This window comes from Arthrobacter sp. R4 (assembly GCF_051365025.1).
GTDB lineage: Bacteria > Actinomycetota > Actinomycetes > Actinomycetales > Micrococcaceae > Arthrobacter.
In genome coordinates, this window is sequence record NZ_JBLWIJ010000024.1 from 123,100 (window position 1) to 135,803 (window position 12,704).

16 protein-coding genes are annotated in these 12,704 nt (G+C 60.0%); 6 read left to right on the forward strand and 10 right to left on the reverse strand.

Annotated elements, in window-relative coordinates; all coding sequences use genetic code 11:
• The first annotated feature begins 450 nt into the window (after positions 1-450).
• From ACLKOZ_RS15950 to ACLKOZ_RS15965, 4 genes are all read left to right on the forward strand, one after another.
• Positions 451-717, forward strand: coding sequence for a hypothetical protein (locus ACLKOZ_RS15950; RefSeq protein WP_436476411.1), 267 nt, complete (start codon positions 451-453; stop codon positions 715-717).
• Positions 717-2,174 (forward strand): hypothetical protein, encoded by a 1,458-nt coding sequence (locus ACLKOZ_RS15955; protein ID WP_436476413.1) that lies wholly within the window; start codon positions 717-719, stop codon positions 2,172-2,174. Before ACLKOZ_RS15950 ends, ACLKOZ_RS15955 begins: the two co-directional genes overlap by 1 nt.
• Positions 2,175-2,340: 166 nt before the next feature.
• Positions 2,341-4,044, forward strand: a complete 1,704-nt coding sequence (locus ACLKOZ_RS15960; RefSeq protein WP_436476414.1) for a DEAD/DEAH box helicase — start codon at positions 2,341-2,343, stop codon at positions 4,042-4,044.
• Positions 4,041-4,988 (forward strand): protein NO VEIN domain-containing protein, encoded by a 948-nt coding sequence (locus ACLKOZ_RS15965; protein ID WP_436476416.1) that lies wholly within the window; start codon positions 4,041-4,043, stop codon positions 4,986-4,988. Before ACLKOZ_RS15960 ends, ACLKOZ_RS15965 begins: the two co-directional genes overlap by 4 nt.
• Before the next feature lie 17 nt (positions 4,989-5,005).
• Here ACLKOZ_RS15965 and ACLKOZ_RS15970 read toward each other — a convergent pair whose 3' ends face one another.
• From ACLKOZ_RS15970 to ACLKOZ_RS16015, 10 genes are all read right to left on the reverse strand, one after another.
• On the reverse strand, positions 5,006-6,775 hold the full coding sequence (locus ACLKOZ_RS15970) for a hypothetical protein (protein ID WP_436476418.1): 1,770 nt from the start codon (positions 6,773-6,775) through the stop codon (positions 5,006-5,008).
• Between the two features lie 279 nt (positions 6,776-7,054).
• Positions 7,055-7,459: a hypothetical protein gene (locus ACLKOZ_RS15975; RefSeq protein WP_436476420.1), complete on the reverse strand. Its 405-nt coding sequence runs from the start codon at positions 7,457-7,459 to the stop codon at positions 7,055-7,057.
• Between the two features lie 23 nt (positions 7,460-7,482).
• Positions 7,483-7,803, reverse strand: a complete 321-nt coding sequence (locus ACLKOZ_RS15980; RefSeq protein ID WP_436476422.1) for a hypothetical protein — start codon at positions 7,801-7,803, stop codon at positions 7,483-7,485.
• Positions 7,800-8,474 (reverse strand): TetR/AcrR family transcriptional regulator, encoded by a 675-nt coding sequence (locus tag ACLKOZ_RS15985; protein ID WP_436476424.1) that lies wholly within the window; start codon positions 8,472-8,474, stop codon positions 7,800-7,802. Before ACLKOZ_RS15985 ends, ACLKOZ_RS15980 begins: the two co-directional genes overlap by 4 nt.
• Positions 8,475-8,726: 252 nt before the next feature.
• Complete coding sequence (locus ACLKOZ_RS15990; protein ID WP_436476426.1) at positions 8,727-9,380, reverse strand: Helicase associated domain protein; 654 nt, start codon at positions 9,378-9,380, stop codon at positions 8,727-8,729.
• On the reverse strand, positions 9,367-9,651 hold the full coding sequence (locus ACLKOZ_RS15995; RefSeq protein WP_436476428.1) for a hypothetical protein: 285 nt from the start codon (positions 9,649-9,651) through the stop codon (positions 9,367-9,369). The genes ACLKOZ_RS15990 and ACLKOZ_RS15995 overlap by 14 nt, the downstream gene beginning before the upstream one ends.
• A complete protein-coding gene (locus tag ACLKOZ_RS16000) occupies positions 9,648-10,067 on the reverse strand; it encodes a hypothetical protein (protein ID WP_436476430.1) in 420 nt (139 codons plus the stop codon). The genes ACLKOZ_RS15995 and ACLKOZ_RS16000 overlap by 4 nt, the downstream gene beginning before the upstream one ends.
• A 6-nt stretch (positions 10,068-10,073) precedes the next feature.
• Positions 10,074-10,388 carry a hypothetical protein gene (locus ACLKOZ_RS16005; RefSeq protein ID WP_436476432.1) on the reverse strand — a complete coding sequence of 105 codons (315 nt, stop codon included), beginning with the start codon at positions 10,386-10,388 and terminating at the stop codon, positions 10,074-10,076.
• Positions 10,369-10,701, reverse strand: a complete 333-nt coding sequence (locus tag ACLKOZ_RS16010) for a hypothetical protein (protein ID WP_436476434.1) — start codon at positions 10,699-10,701, stop codon at positions 10,369-10,371. Before ACLKOZ_RS16010 ends, ACLKOZ_RS16005 begins: the two co-directional genes overlap by 20 nt.
• 221 nt (positions 10,702-10,922) lie before the next feature.
• Positions 10,923-11,150, reverse strand: coding sequence for a hypothetical protein (locus ACLKOZ_RS16015; protein ID WP_436476435.1), 228 nt, complete (start codon positions 11,148-11,150; stop codon positions 10,923-10,925).
• Positions 11,151-11,607: 457 nt separating this feature from the next.
• On the opposite strand from ACLKOZ_RS16015, the gene ACLKOZ_RS16020 reads away from it, so the two are divergent.
• Together ACLKOZ_RS16020 and ACLKOZ_RS16025 are read left to right on the forward strand one after the other, a co-directional pair.
• Positions 11,608-12,036: a hypothetical protein gene (locus tag ACLKOZ_RS16020; protein ID WP_436476437.1), complete on the forward strand. Its 429-nt coding sequence runs from the start codon at positions 11,608-11,610 to the stop codon at positions 12,034-12,036.
• A 67-nt stretch (positions 12,037-12,103) separates the two neighbouring features.
• On the forward strand, positions 12,104-12,448 hold the full coding sequence (locus ACLKOZ_RS16025) for a hypothetical protein (RefSeq protein WP_436476439.1): 345 nt from the start codon (positions 12,104-12,106) through the stop codon (positions 12,446-12,448).
• Positions 12,449-12,704 lie beyond the last annotated feature (256 nt).

Sequence of the window (12,704 nt, forward strand, 5' to 3'; positions counted from 1 at the left end):
CCCGGCGAATCAACCGGGCCCTGGCAATCCAGCCAAATCCGGTGCGCCTTTGCCATCATCGATGAGATTGTCAGGGGGCAAGTAGAGCCTCAGCTGACTGGAGCAGTTGGCGCCCGTCCTCTGGAACTTCTGTTGGAAGGCGCCACCAGCTGGTCGGCTGTGGACGCCCTATACCGCGACGGCGTCAGCTACGGGACACTCCTTGCGCAGCGGGATGTGGGGAGCGCTTGGAGTGCCCACCGCAATAGAACAAATACAGAAATAAGCCGGCTAATAGTAATCAATGTCCTCACTGCGCTTAACGAAGCTGGGGTTTCCTACTGGTCTGTGGAAGGTCCTGGAGCAGTTCCGCGAGCATTTCTTGCTGCTCAAGCCGTAAGATCCGGGAAAAAAGCACCTGGGCAACTCTCTCTGGTCACCAAAGGTCCTGACGGCAGACCTGTCTGTGCGGTGTTGGTTGCTATCGCCCGCGATGGCGGAACGGCTCGCAAAACGGCAGCGACGTTTCTTAGTCTCCCGGAATCGTTCGCCCTCCCCGCAGCCCTGGTCTTGGTGGGAACCGGCTGGGCGGACCGAAGCGAAAGCGACAAACTGGTTCGCGCCTTCGGTGGCCGGATCTACACGGAACACACGCTCCAGGAGCTAGCTGTGCTGGCGGCAGAAATGTCAGTCACCAGTGACACCATTGAGGTCAGTAATCCACTTGAGGAGCGGTAATGACGACCACCATGACAATCGAAGCACGCAAGCAGGCGATTCAGGCCGCTGTTCAATCAGCAGACGCGGCATCGAAGGCCGGAAACGGCACCTCTGAATCTATTAGGTGGAAGACGGGGCAGCTGATTTTGCCGGTTGCCAGCGTCGACGTTGATGTGGTCCTCCTCAGCCGCGACAGCCACCGTATCAAGGCTCAGCTGCAGTCACTCCCGCAGACGGAGCAGGACCTCGTCGAGTCGGATCCTTACGGGACGCAGGCTCAGGATATTATCGCTCGACTCCTGCGGGAAACGGCTGGTTATGAGCGGATCAAAAATGCAATTGCAAATGACGGCCAGCTCGACGCCGGTGTCCTGACCACCGGTGGCGTGTTGGTCAATGCCAACACACGCGTTGTGGCCCTGCGGGAACTGCGCAAGAAGTACGTCAAGGTCGTTGTTCTCCCCGAAGATGCAGGGCCTAAGGAGATAACGGAGCTCGAACTCCGTCTCCAGATGGAACAGGAGGTTAAGCAGCCCTATAGCTTCACCAGCCAGCTTTTGTTCATTGAGGACCTCGTAAATAGTGGCAACTACACCACCGCGGAAATCGGTCTCGCGCTGCAGTCGGAGCTCACCGACAGCCGCGCGGACATCAAAAAAGCGGTGGACCTCGTCAACGGAGAGCTCCGACTTCTCAGCCTGATTCGCGAAGTCCTGGCTATGAGCGGAGGTGCACTCAATCTCCTCTACTTTGATGACAAGCGGCAGTCGCTGCTCGAAATTGATCAGGATTACCAGAAGCTCAAGAACACCAAGCCCGAGCAAGCCGCACGGATCAGGGATGCGCAGCTGGCCGGGATGATCGCAGACATTGGATACAGGAACCTTCGTGATGTCGACGCCGTCCTTCTGGACGACTATGTAGGGCCCGCCCTTGAAGAGGACGCGATATTGGCTCCCCATCTTGATGCGCTATTGGAAGTCGCTACTTCCGAGGATGAGGGCGTCCCGGAGGGACTGGACTTGCTTGGCGATGAGGCAGACGATCAGTCCCTGAACAGTGGATTCAGTTTGTCCGGAATTTACACGTTGCTTGCTCAGACCAAGCCGGCGGAACACATAAGTGTTCCGAAGGAAGACGGCACCATGGTGAATTTGCCTCGCGACGTCGTCGTTTCAGGTGTGCACGGAGCCTTGACAACCGCAATTGAGAATAAGAGGCGGGACACCCGCAGGCTTGACCGTCTTACTGCACCCATGGTGCACCTTAAGGAGGCAGCGAAAGCCCTGGACAGCGCTACAGTCGCCTACGCCGAGGTGAACAAGAGGCCCGGTTTTAGTCAAACTGATTTCTTGAGAGCAGTCGCGGATTATCAGAGGGCTGCCACGAACTTTTCCATGTCTACCGGTTTCGCCAACGAAACTGAGGGTGATGACCTACCTGGCGATGCAGATCTCGAGAACACGCGTGCCTGAGCCCACTCTTGGACTCGATTTGGTCGGTTCGCCTCCAACCGTACGGGCGAGCCGAATCGGAGAAGTAGCCCAAGGATTTTGGCTTCAGCTCATAGGGGAGTGGGGCTCTGACGGTCCACGGCCGGGACAGCAAATAACCCTGCCACTGGAGCGTCTGCTTTCACGGATGGCGTGGCTCCGCGCAGCCTGCACACGCTACAACGTAGGAATCAGTTGGCAGGACGAGCTGAGGGCACTTATTGAGCAAACTCATGCCCAACGCAGGCTGCTGCAGGGTTCACTCGCCAATCCCGAGCCTTTGGGAGCAGCGGAAGTCCAGGAGCGGCTAACTGGTGGTCGCTTTACCCGAGAACTGCGCCCATTCCAGGTCCGAGACCTGGGACAACTACTCTCAATCGCCAACGGGGCAAACTTTTCTGTCCCCGGTGCCGGCAAGACCACGGTCGCATACGCTGTTTACGAGGCCGAACGGGCCGCCGGCAGGGTGCAGCAAATGCTGGTGGTAGCGCCATTGTCGGCTTTCGACGCCTGGCAGACTGAAGTGTCCGCGTGCTTTGAAGAATCTGAGCAGCCGGTGGTGGCCCCCTTCGTCGAATCTGTTCCGCACGGTGCGGAAGTAGTCATCGTGAACTATCACCGCCTTGGCAGCCGCTACGAAGCGTTGTCTCGCTGGGTGAATGAAAGGCCCACGCTGGTCCTTTTGGACGAAGCCCACCGGATGAAACGCGGCTGGGATGGAGCATTTGGCAGTGCATGCCTGAATATTGCTTTCCACGCCGCACGCCGTGACATCTTGACGGGTACGCCAGCACCTCAAAGCCCACAGGACTTGGTGGCTCTGATGGATTACCTGTGGCCCGGACAAGCCCGCAAAATATTGCCGCAGGACGCCCTGTCTACCCCTCCTCCTCCCGACTCAGGGGCACAGATTGCTGCCGCCATCTCCCCGTTGTTTGTCCGCACACGCAAGAGCGAACTGGGCCTGCAAAAGCCGATAATGAGCGTGGTCGAAGTGGAGCTCGACCCACTCCAGGGACAGATATATGAGGCGCTGCGGGACCGGTACGCCGGCAGCCTACGGGTCAATATGGCGGAGCGGGCGACATTCGCAAAAATGGGCGAAATTGTGATCTATCTGCTTGAAGCGGCCACCAATCCCCAGCTTTTGGCCGCGGGATCTGGAGCGGAAGACGACCCAAGTTTCCGTCATCCCCCCTTGGACGTTCCACCCGACAGTGCGCTGTGGAGCCTCCTCCAGCAGTACAACCAATACGAGACGCCAGCGAAGTTCAAACAACTCGCCCAGATGATCGCAGACAACGCAGCACAGGGGAGGAAGACGCTCGTATGGAGTAACTTCGTACGCAACCTGAAAGCACTGGAACGGATGCTCGCCGTGCATCAGCCAGCGCTCATTTACGGCGGCATCCCGTCCGAATTCGCAGATCCAACGGCTGATCGTACACGCGAAAGCGAGCTCGCCCGCTTTCGCACAGACCCCAACTGCAGCGTGCTTCTGGCCAATCCTGCCGCCATGAGCGAAGGCGTGAGCCTCCACCAGGTCTGCCACGACGCTATCTACTTGGAACGTTCATTCAATGCCGGCCAGTATTTACAGAGCATTGACCGGATTCACAGGCTAGGGCTCAGTCCCGATCAGGAAACCCGAATCACATTCCTGCTCACGCGTGGAACTGTCGATGAAGTCATCGACGAGCGGATTAGGGGGAAAGCAGAGCGCCTCGGCGAAATGCTCGACGACCCCGACCTTAGCACCATGGCGCTGCCATCCGATGAGGATTACGGGCCGGCAATCGACACAGTTGAGGATATGGCCGCCCTCTTCGCCCATCTCCGAGGGGAGGGATGATTACAAGCAATCCGGGGGCGGACCAGACGGCCACCCGCTCCACGCCCACGGCCTTTCAACTCCAGGCCGCCCTGCTTGCTGGCCGGGTACTGGACACCGCCGGCAATTCATCCGAGTCGCTCCTGGTCAGCTACGACCGGTTGGCAACAGGCGGGCTCTATCGTTCCCAGGACTTGCAGGCCGGTCACCGGTTGTTAGAACGTGCAGGCCTGGTTAGAACCACGCCTTCGAATCACATACCTACCCCCGAACTCAACGAAATCTGCCAGCTCCCCGACGATGTCGCCGCTGAGCTTTTATTGCAAGAACTCCTTCTGAGAGAGCCGCCTTTGTGGCTTTACGCAGCGGTAGTGGACGACGAGGTGCGTTGGGAAAATGTGCCAGAGGCAGATCAAAACGCCTTAGCTCAGCTCCTTGCCGATGCGGCGAGACGAGAAGCCATCCTACTTACCCTGGGACGGACCCTAGACGCAGCACTTCTCGCTGAAAAAGGGTCGTTGGGTGAAGAATTCGTCGTCCAGCTATGCCGAGAACACCTTCAACAGCGGGATCGCCCAGACCTTGCTGGAACAGTACGTCGAGTCAGCCTCCGAAGTGACCAACTTGGCTACGACGTCACAAGTCCGGACACCACAGGTCAACGCCACCGTATGGAAATCAAAACAACAGGTAAAGCATCCACTGGACGCGTGGAATTCTTTCTTTCCAGGAACGAAGCCACTGTCGCTGGGCGCGATCCTGCATGGTCCCTGGTGGCCGTTAGCCGAGACAAGGACGACAATCTGGATCTAATAGGGTGGTGCCCAGCAGTTCATCTCGTAGCTCACCTACCCAGAGACATCTCGACTCAAGGACGCTGGACAAATGTGCGACTGAGTATTGCGATCACAGATTTTACCCCGGGGTTGCCCCTTGATAATCGGTCGGAGAACGGGGTCCGGTAGCGGCGACCCAAGCGAGCTTATTTACCGTTGGGAACCTTTTTCGCCCGTGCCTGAGGACGGAGGAATTCGGTGTCGCTGGCCTCGGTAATGAAGTCGTCCTGCCAAGTGCCGCTAAGCTCGCCTATCCGCAAAGCGTAGGAAGCGACGACAGCGAGGAATTCCTGCTCTGCTCCTGGTTCTTGGGTGGGCTGATGTTGAGACACGGGAAGGGACGACAGAGGTACCAGGTCGAGCAACAGATCCAACGTACAGGCGCGCACTCCGCGCTTTGCATGGTCGGTTTCATTTTCGCTATGAACGATCGTGCATCCGGCTGCCCGTAAGCCGGCGCTTTGCAGGGCATCAAAGAGCTGCACCCAGGCGCGTGGGTCACGGTTGGCATAACTGAAAATGAGATGCCCGTCGTCACGAAGAAGACGCGTTGACTCGCGGAAAATGGAAGCCAAGAGTGCCTCATAGCTTCCATCCGCGACAAGTTGGCCAGTGACGCGGTTGACCACTGCGTCTGCCGTCAGGTCAGGCTGAGAAAGGCCAGCCCATGCCTGCAACGGCAGGGAGAGCTCCCCGTAGTGCACGTCGTCGTGATATGGCGGATCCGTCAGGACAAGATCCACTGAACCACTGGGTAAGAGCTGACGCTGAGAGCTTCCAACAACAACGAGAGCATCTGGCCGGTCTAATGGATTTCCGTCTACGTCCTCGCCAATTAGCGGTTGGACGGAAGCGGAAGCAGCAGCCACCGGGCCGTGAACTTGCAGACGGCGGCTGGTTTTTTGCTGAAGCCACTCCGCTGCTTTAACGAGCTGAATTAATCGACGCAGCGTTGTTCCTCTGCCGCTAACGGTCGTTCCCCACACATTCGGTTCTGCAGCCAGGGTAGTGAAATTGAATCTGTGCCCGGCCATGGATTCGTAGCTTTTTAGGTAATAACGATCCCACCGTGAGAGGTGGCCAGCCATCTCTGTGGAACCAAGAACGGCAAGTCTCAGGGCCGCGACTACCGCTTGGTCTTTGGAGCACTCCTCAGTGAGATGCAGCAGTTTCTCGACCATGGCGCGCTGGCGCCGAGGGTAGAGATCTTCCCATTGAGTGAAGCCATGACGAAGCAGCACGGACGTTTCTTGGCCCACCGGGATGATCCCGAGGTTACTAGTGGGATTCGCGTACTCCGCCCGCGCAGCATCGAGTTCTCCCGCGCTGGGGAGGCCTAGCTCGCGGCGGCCATTGCCGGCGCGCTCGACCAGGACAACTTCCCAGTCGAATCCTCCTGAAGCGCGCGCCTCTAAGCGGTCCTGACGGCCGCATGGGCAGGTGACAATGCGCCGGGGCGTGTACGCGGCAGAGGGGTCTGTGGCTGCTGAACACGTCAGGCAATTCTGGAGGCCAGTACGCACTCCTTTAAAGAGATGACCGTTCGGGCAGGCGAGGAACGCCTCGGGTTTGTTTCGTTCCACACGGCTAAGGAGACTCACTAGGGCGTGTGGAAAGAGCCTTTGCGAGACGCCGCAGGCACTGCATTTGCCCACGGCGACACGAAACGTATGCGATATCTGGCCCAATGATCCATCTGACAGCAGAGTGCCGTAGGCAGCCTGCACAGGAGTGACGACACGTTGGGTCAGTGCGGCAATGCCAGCGCGGAGGTCATCTGGGTCGGGGAGGCCCAGCATGGTCGCCAGGCCAGTAGCAGCCCAAGGGTTCAGGTCCTGGGCGTAAACCTTATGCCCACGCATCACGGCAGCCAGGGGGATCACTCCGCCTCCGGCAAATGGATCACTCACGACCATGCGCCCAGAATGATCGCGGCTGACTGCATCGATGATGGATCCGTTTACGGATTCCGTTCTACGTGCCCACCAGCGGTAGGTGCTGACGGGGGGGAGATGAACTTCCCGGTTCCGCACTTCACGGCGCACCCGCGCGCTGATCTCGTTAGCGTCAAGGTGCCTCAGCGGGCTAAGTATTGGGTCCGTCGCCGGCTCCGTTGGTGCTGAGATGCCGGCAACGGAGACGTTACCCTCTGAGCATAAAACCCCAGCATTCACGGTGTCTGCACGCGCTTCCATCTAGTGCCGTGCCTTTTCTCGATGGGATCGAACGCTATTGGGGGCACCGACATAACGGCATCCGTCATGCGTGCATCGTTCCCAGTGTCCCTTTTCAACTGCCTCGGCGGTAACGGAGTGGATGTCCCCAAAGCCGTGTCCATGCAGCATCTGTGCCACGGAGCCACCGTACTTGGCCGCGAGGAGCGCAGCTTCCGCAACCTTGTCGTGGCCCCGCGCGAAGAAAGCTCCAAGACCAACTTGATCCCCGCAACCGCACCAGCAGGTGCCGGTGGGAATCAGGCGGGCGTTCTCTGAGAAAGTCACGTCATCAAGATAGCCCTTCTTGATGGTGCTCCAAGAATCGACTCGCGCTAGTAACGAAAAATATTGCAATGCCTCTGCCGGCGTGAAGTAGTCGCGCACGCAAAGGCCAGGCCCAGGGTGGCTTACAGCTTGTCGATCCAAGTATCTTCTTCACGGTTATCCCATGCCGATCCCTTGGGGTTCGGCTTGGATGTCTGCATGCTCTTGATTACCTTCAAGATGCGGTGAGCCTCAATTGCCTGAAGGTCACGGAGACTCGCTACCGAGCGAAAAGTAACAGATTCAACGATTTCCTTGCGCTGAACCTGGCCCGTGATGCCTGCTCGCTCAAACTCTTCCCTGATTTGTGCAACTTGTTCGGATCGAACCGGCAGAGGATCTTGGGGCATTGAAGTGTTGGCAGGCGCTTCCACATCAAAGAGTGAGGGGATCTCGTCATTCATAATTCCCTCACTCTATCGACTGCACGCCTGGGGCCGGCCTCATCAGCAGCGTTCGAGAATGCAACGTGAGTATTGGCTGCTGAATGTGATTCCGACAGACTTTCGGGCCCGCGGTTACTATCCGTCCAAGGACTGAAGCCATCCATGATGAAGTCGCGGCACAGGGCCACTACACGGCCGCGGGACGCAGCTGGATTTGCAAGCCACCAGTTCCCTAACTGCTCAGTGACGCCACTGACAGCATGCGCGTAGGCGTTGATTCTGTCAGGTTCCATTTCGGTGACACAGTGACCGATCACATCAGCGACGCGGTTCACAGTATCCAAACGGAGAGTGGCCACATGGTTGACGACGTCCTCTGACAAGCCGGGACCCGTGCTGTACAGCATCGCCCAACGGCCCGGATCTGTCTCTAATATCTGGAAAAACACGTCAGCCACCTGCTCAAAGGCTTCACTCATCAACACCTGATTGCCTGCGCGCACAAGTTCACGGAGGCGATGCTCCAGATCGGACCGCGCACGGTGTACGCAGGCTATAAAAATGGCCTCCTTGGTGGCGAAATGACCATAGACCACGGTGCGCGTGACACCTGCCGCGCGTGCGACATCTTCCATGGAAGTGTCTTTGAACCCTCGATCTGCAAACAAATGTTCAGCGACGTCGAGCAACTGCTGCCCTCGCTTATCCCGCGGAAGACGTGCCCGAGGCACTCTTGGATTCGATGAGCCCACAGCGGTTGTCATGACGGAAGTTTACAGTGTGTCAACTAGTTCGATAGGCAGTCCGGTGCAGGCAGGGGGCTTGTTTACGACTGGCGGGGTCTCGTCGTGTGGAGGGTTCGACACAGGGGCGGAGCCCGAGCTCTGTTCTCGAGGTGTGCCTTTGGTCGGGCACAGTGGTGCAATGCAAGCTAACAGGATTTATGCGCTGGGTTTGCGTCCGCGCACCCTGCCGGCCCGCCAGGCGGGAAGCGCATTGTTCAGCTGCGTTTCTTTGTCCTGGTCCAGTTCGCGGCGTCGGTGTTTCATCCGTTGGGTGTGTAGCCAGATGCCCAGGGTCCGTTCCTGCTCGGTCTCGGTCTTTTTGTGCCGGGGCCAGTCGTTGCTGGCTGCCATGTAGTCCTTCAGCTCGGCCAGGCGTTGGTGCCAGCGTGCTTCATCTTTGGCTTTGCGGTCCGGCTGTTGGTCCCAGCCGAGTATTGTCTTTAGGCCTTCCCTGTAGATGGGGGAGAGGGCGCCCCTGTCGGCGTCTTGGCGCCGTCGCTGGAGCCACACTGCCAGTGCCCGTTCCCCGGGGGATTTGGCCTTGAATGAGGGGAGTCTGCCCTCCGTTTTATAGAGGGCGATGATGTTTTCCATGTTCCGCAGCCCGGCGGCGGAAGGCTGGACCGGTGCGCCTGCCGCCGCCCGATGTTCGTCCCGGATGGATGGGTCTGCCTGGGCTGCGATGTGCAGGTGGTAGCGGACGGTGCTTGTGGCTACGCCTGCTGCGGCAGCGATCTTCGGCGAGGAGATACCTTGCCGGTACATCTGCACCCATTCCGGATGCGGGGCGGGGCGCTTAACTTCCGTCATCGATACTTTCCAGCAGCTCCACTTCCAATGCATCCAGCAGGTGCCCCGCCGAGATGTTCAGCTCTCTGGCCAGGGTGTCCAGGGCGATGAAATGCTGACGGGCCAGTGCGATTGCCAGCTCTGTCGCGGCGGTGGGGCCGTTGCGTTCCGCCAAGTCCGCGACGTATTCGCTCATGCGGCCAGTCATTTCGCTAGGACCTTCTGATTCTTCGGCCGCGATCCGCGTCAGCACGACCGCGGCGAGGCCGGGGTCGTCGTAGAGAAGACTCATGCCCCAACGCTACGCGACCGGTTCGCCGCAGGTAACTGTTGCCTGCCGAGGGCTTCCAAGGCACGAAGCAAAGGCTGCGGGCGGCCGTCCAGGAGGTCAACGGGGCGGGACCCACCGAGGCCGACCGACGGTGTAACCATCCAGACCGTGAAGTAGTTGTGGGGGATTTTCAGTTCCATCGCCCGTTTGAAAAGGTCTACCACCGTCGGGTGGAGCTGTCCGCCAGCGAGGAACTGGAATCCCGGGCAGAAGGTCCCCTCATCAACAAAGACGCGGACCAGCTGCTGCATCACCGGCTCCGGATCTTCCATGAGCTCAGACAGGCGGTTACTGACCTGCCCCAGGGAAGGCAGGGCAAATTCCGCCCTGATGGCCTCCCATATCTGATCGCTGATCGGTTCGTTGTCGGGTTTCACCGTTGCCTAATAGCCATCGGCGATGGATTCCAGGAGCCACTGGCTGGAGAGCGGATCACGGCGCAGCGTGAAGGTCCGCAGCGCGGAGTTCGACGCCAGGCCAACCTGGACCCGCCAGTATTCGACGCTCACCATGTCACCACTGCCCACTGCTGCCGTGCGTCTGGTGTCCCACCAGGACTGCCGGTCGAACCAGTGGACCGGATCGGCCATAACGGCCCATATGCGGCCGTTGTACCTCACGGCCAGAGGGTGCCCGGCAGGGGTGAACCGGACATCCACGGGGATGTCCAGGGCTGTTTCACTTGCTGTTGCTGTCACGGCTGGTCCGCTCTCCCAAATTCCTGTTCATCATTTCTTCCCGGCGGGTTACCGCCGAGCTCCACACCCAGGTCCGGTACGCGACCGGCCCGTCGTTCCACGTCACTTCCGCGGCTTTCGCTGTCCAGGCGTACACCTCGCCGTCGACCAGCTCCGCGCAGTTCGGGAACCGGATCCACGCCTTCACCGGGATCCCCGGATACCCGTTCTTGGCCGGGAAGTGCTCGAAATCGAGCTCTTCCACGGTCAGCCCGATCGGGCCGGCACGCCGCGCGTACTGCGCCTGCAACGCACTGGCTTGTTCCGGTCCCATAACACAACCTTAGAACATATATTCGAATAGACACGCCAATAAAAAGCGGCCGATTAAGCCGCAGGTTTTCAGTATGGGGGAGGGGTCTGACAACGAACGGGTTGTACCCAATGGGGACAGCTTTGAGCTGCGCAGAGGGCTCCACCTGCCCGCCAGTGGGCACAACCCGTTCGTGGCATGGCTTACGTTGCTGGTACCGAGGATCGCTGGCGCTATGTGGTCTAGTGGCTGTCCGAGGCCGGGAACTCACGGAGTGTGGCAGCGACGGCTCGGACGGCGGCCGGGTCTTCGGTCCAAGGCCGGCCAGTCCTGGTGCAGGCGTGGAAGCTGGTTACCTTCGAGTTCCTGGCTGCCTCGGTCAGTTCAGCCCAGGCTTCCTGCAGGTCCCCCTGGCGTTCGGGCGAGAAGGGTTCGTTATGGCCAGCTGGGCCCAGCGGAACAGGGCTCACATTTGTGGTGGTTACTGCTTTTCGATGAAAGAGACTTCTGAGGCCCATTTTGTGTCCCCCTGACACTGAGAGCGTCAAACAAAGGATGATAGGGCGTCCGCTGGCGCGGCCGGCTGTGGGGCCCGGCCTCGACGTCGCAGAGCTCCGCCGTGTCCGGTCCTGTGTGTCTACGACGTTTTTTGGCTGCTGTCCTTCGGATTCTACGTGTCCGCTCCTGCCTGTCTAGCCCCTGTCGTTCCTCCAGGGGCCTGCGGCCCGCTGAATCGGCTCCGGCGCTCCTGCGTCGCTGATTTCCTCCGCAGATTCCACGGTCCTTGCCCAAAGGGTAGACAGGCCTCCGTCGGCCACAGCTCCGCAAGCTTCGCCAGCAGCCAAAAAACAACGGGGGGAGAAGGGGAGCTGGCCGGTCACCTAAGCCGCCCCACCCACCCAAATCCTCTGCAAAGGACGAAAAACCATGAGCGCAGTTTCCACACAGGCTGTCACCACGGCGGACACCGCCGAAACCATTCCCGCCGCCGTCGTGCTTGGCGATTACCACGTCAATGACGGATGGGACTGGATGGACCTGATCGGTCAGCACGGCTGGGCGCCGGTAAACGTCTGGGGGTGCGATGGCTGGGACGTGGGCCAATGGCCCTACGTCATCGTGGCGGTCACCCGCACCACGGACAACACCGGTGAGTTGTTCGGAGTCGCCAGCTACTGCGAGGGCGATGTGAAAACCACCTACTACCGGACCCAGGCCCGGCAGTGGGATGCGATCACCGAAGAGGCCTTCGCGTCGTGGAAGTGCGGGCAGGCAACCGGTCCGGCAGACCTGCCGCTGGCGGCGGCGGAACTGCCAAGCCGCTACCGCACACCCTACGCCCCGGCTTTCGCCTAACCACCCCGAGGCGCTGCGCCCCGCTATGTCGGGGCGCAGCACCCCACCACTTCCAAGGAGCCACATCATGAGCAACGACACCACCGCCAAAGGCATAATCGCCCTGATCTACCGCGATAGTTTGGGCATCGATTTTTCCAACCGGGGAATCTCCGCCCAGGTCACGGAAGTGACCGTTATCGGGCCCGGCCTTGACCCAATATTTCCCGCGTCCGAGGAACGGCCAGCGGTCCGGCTCGTGGCCCGTGAGGGACTTGATGGCGTCACTATCCACGCCGTTCCCGTGACTGCCGAGGGGGAACCGGCGCCGTGGTTCATGTTTGGCGGGACGTTCATTTTTAGCAGTGACTCGCGGTTCAGGCGCGCGGCTGGCCACTATGGGGCCGTTCCGCTTCACGACCGGGTGGAATAGGCTGCGCCGGTGGCCGGGCCATGTGGTCTGGTCACCGCTGGCGGTCCGCCGCCGGTGGCCGGCTTGGGCTGGTGGTTGCGGGCGGCGGACCGCCGTTAGCGCCGCTGCAGGAGCATTGACCAGTGCCGACGGCGGCTGACAGGTCCCAGGATCCTTACTGTGGGATATCGGGGCGACGGGTTCAAAGGACGGTTCGCCAGGGCTCACCATCATGGGCGTCCGCTGGCGCGGCCGGCTGTTGGGCCTGGTCCCGGCG

Bases quoted from the DNA above. Each gene is read 5' to 3' on its own strand.
- ACLKOZ_RS16025 (WP_436476439.1), top strand. From the start codon at position 12,104: ATGAGCAACGACACCACCGCCAAAGGCATAATCGCCCTGATCTACCGC.
- ACLKOZ_RS15955 (WP_436476413.1), top strand. From the start codon at position 717: ATGACGACCACCATGACAATCGAAGCACGCAAGCAGGCGATTCAGGCC.
- ACLKOZ_RS15980 (WP_436476422.1), bottom strand. From the start codon at position 7,803: ATGAATGACGAGATCCCCTCACTCTTTGATGTGGAAGCGCCTGCCAAC.
- ACLKOZ_RS16020 (WP_436476437.1), top strand. From the start codon at position 11,608: ATGAGCGCAGTTTCCACACAGGCTGTCACCACGGCGGACACCGCCGAA.
- ACLKOZ_RS15970 (WP_436476418.1), bottom strand. From the start codon at position 6,775: ATGGTCGTGAGTGATCCATTTGCCGGAGGCGGAGTGATCCCCCTGGCT.
- ACLKOZ_RS15965 (WP_436476416.1), top strand. From the start codon at position 4,041: ATGATTACAAGCAATCCGGGGGCGGACCAGACGGCCACCCGCTCCACG.
- ACLKOZ_RS15990 (WP_436476426.1), bottom strand. From the start codon at position 9,380: ATGACGGAAGTTAAGCGCCCCGCCCCGCATCCGGAATGGGTGCAGATG.
- ACLKOZ_RS15960 (WP_436476414.1), top strand. From the start codon at position 2,341: ATGGCGTGGCTCCGCGCAGCCTGCACACGCTACAACGTAGGAATCAGT.
- ACLKOZ_RS16010 (WP_436476434.1), bottom strand. From the start codon at position 10,701: ATGGGACCGGAACAAGCCAGTGCGTTGCAGGCGCAGTACGCGCGGCGT.
- ACLKOZ_RS15995 (WP_436476428.1), bottom strand. From the start codon at position 9,651: ATGAGTCTTCTCTACGACGACCCCGGCCTCGCCGCGGTCGTGCTGACG.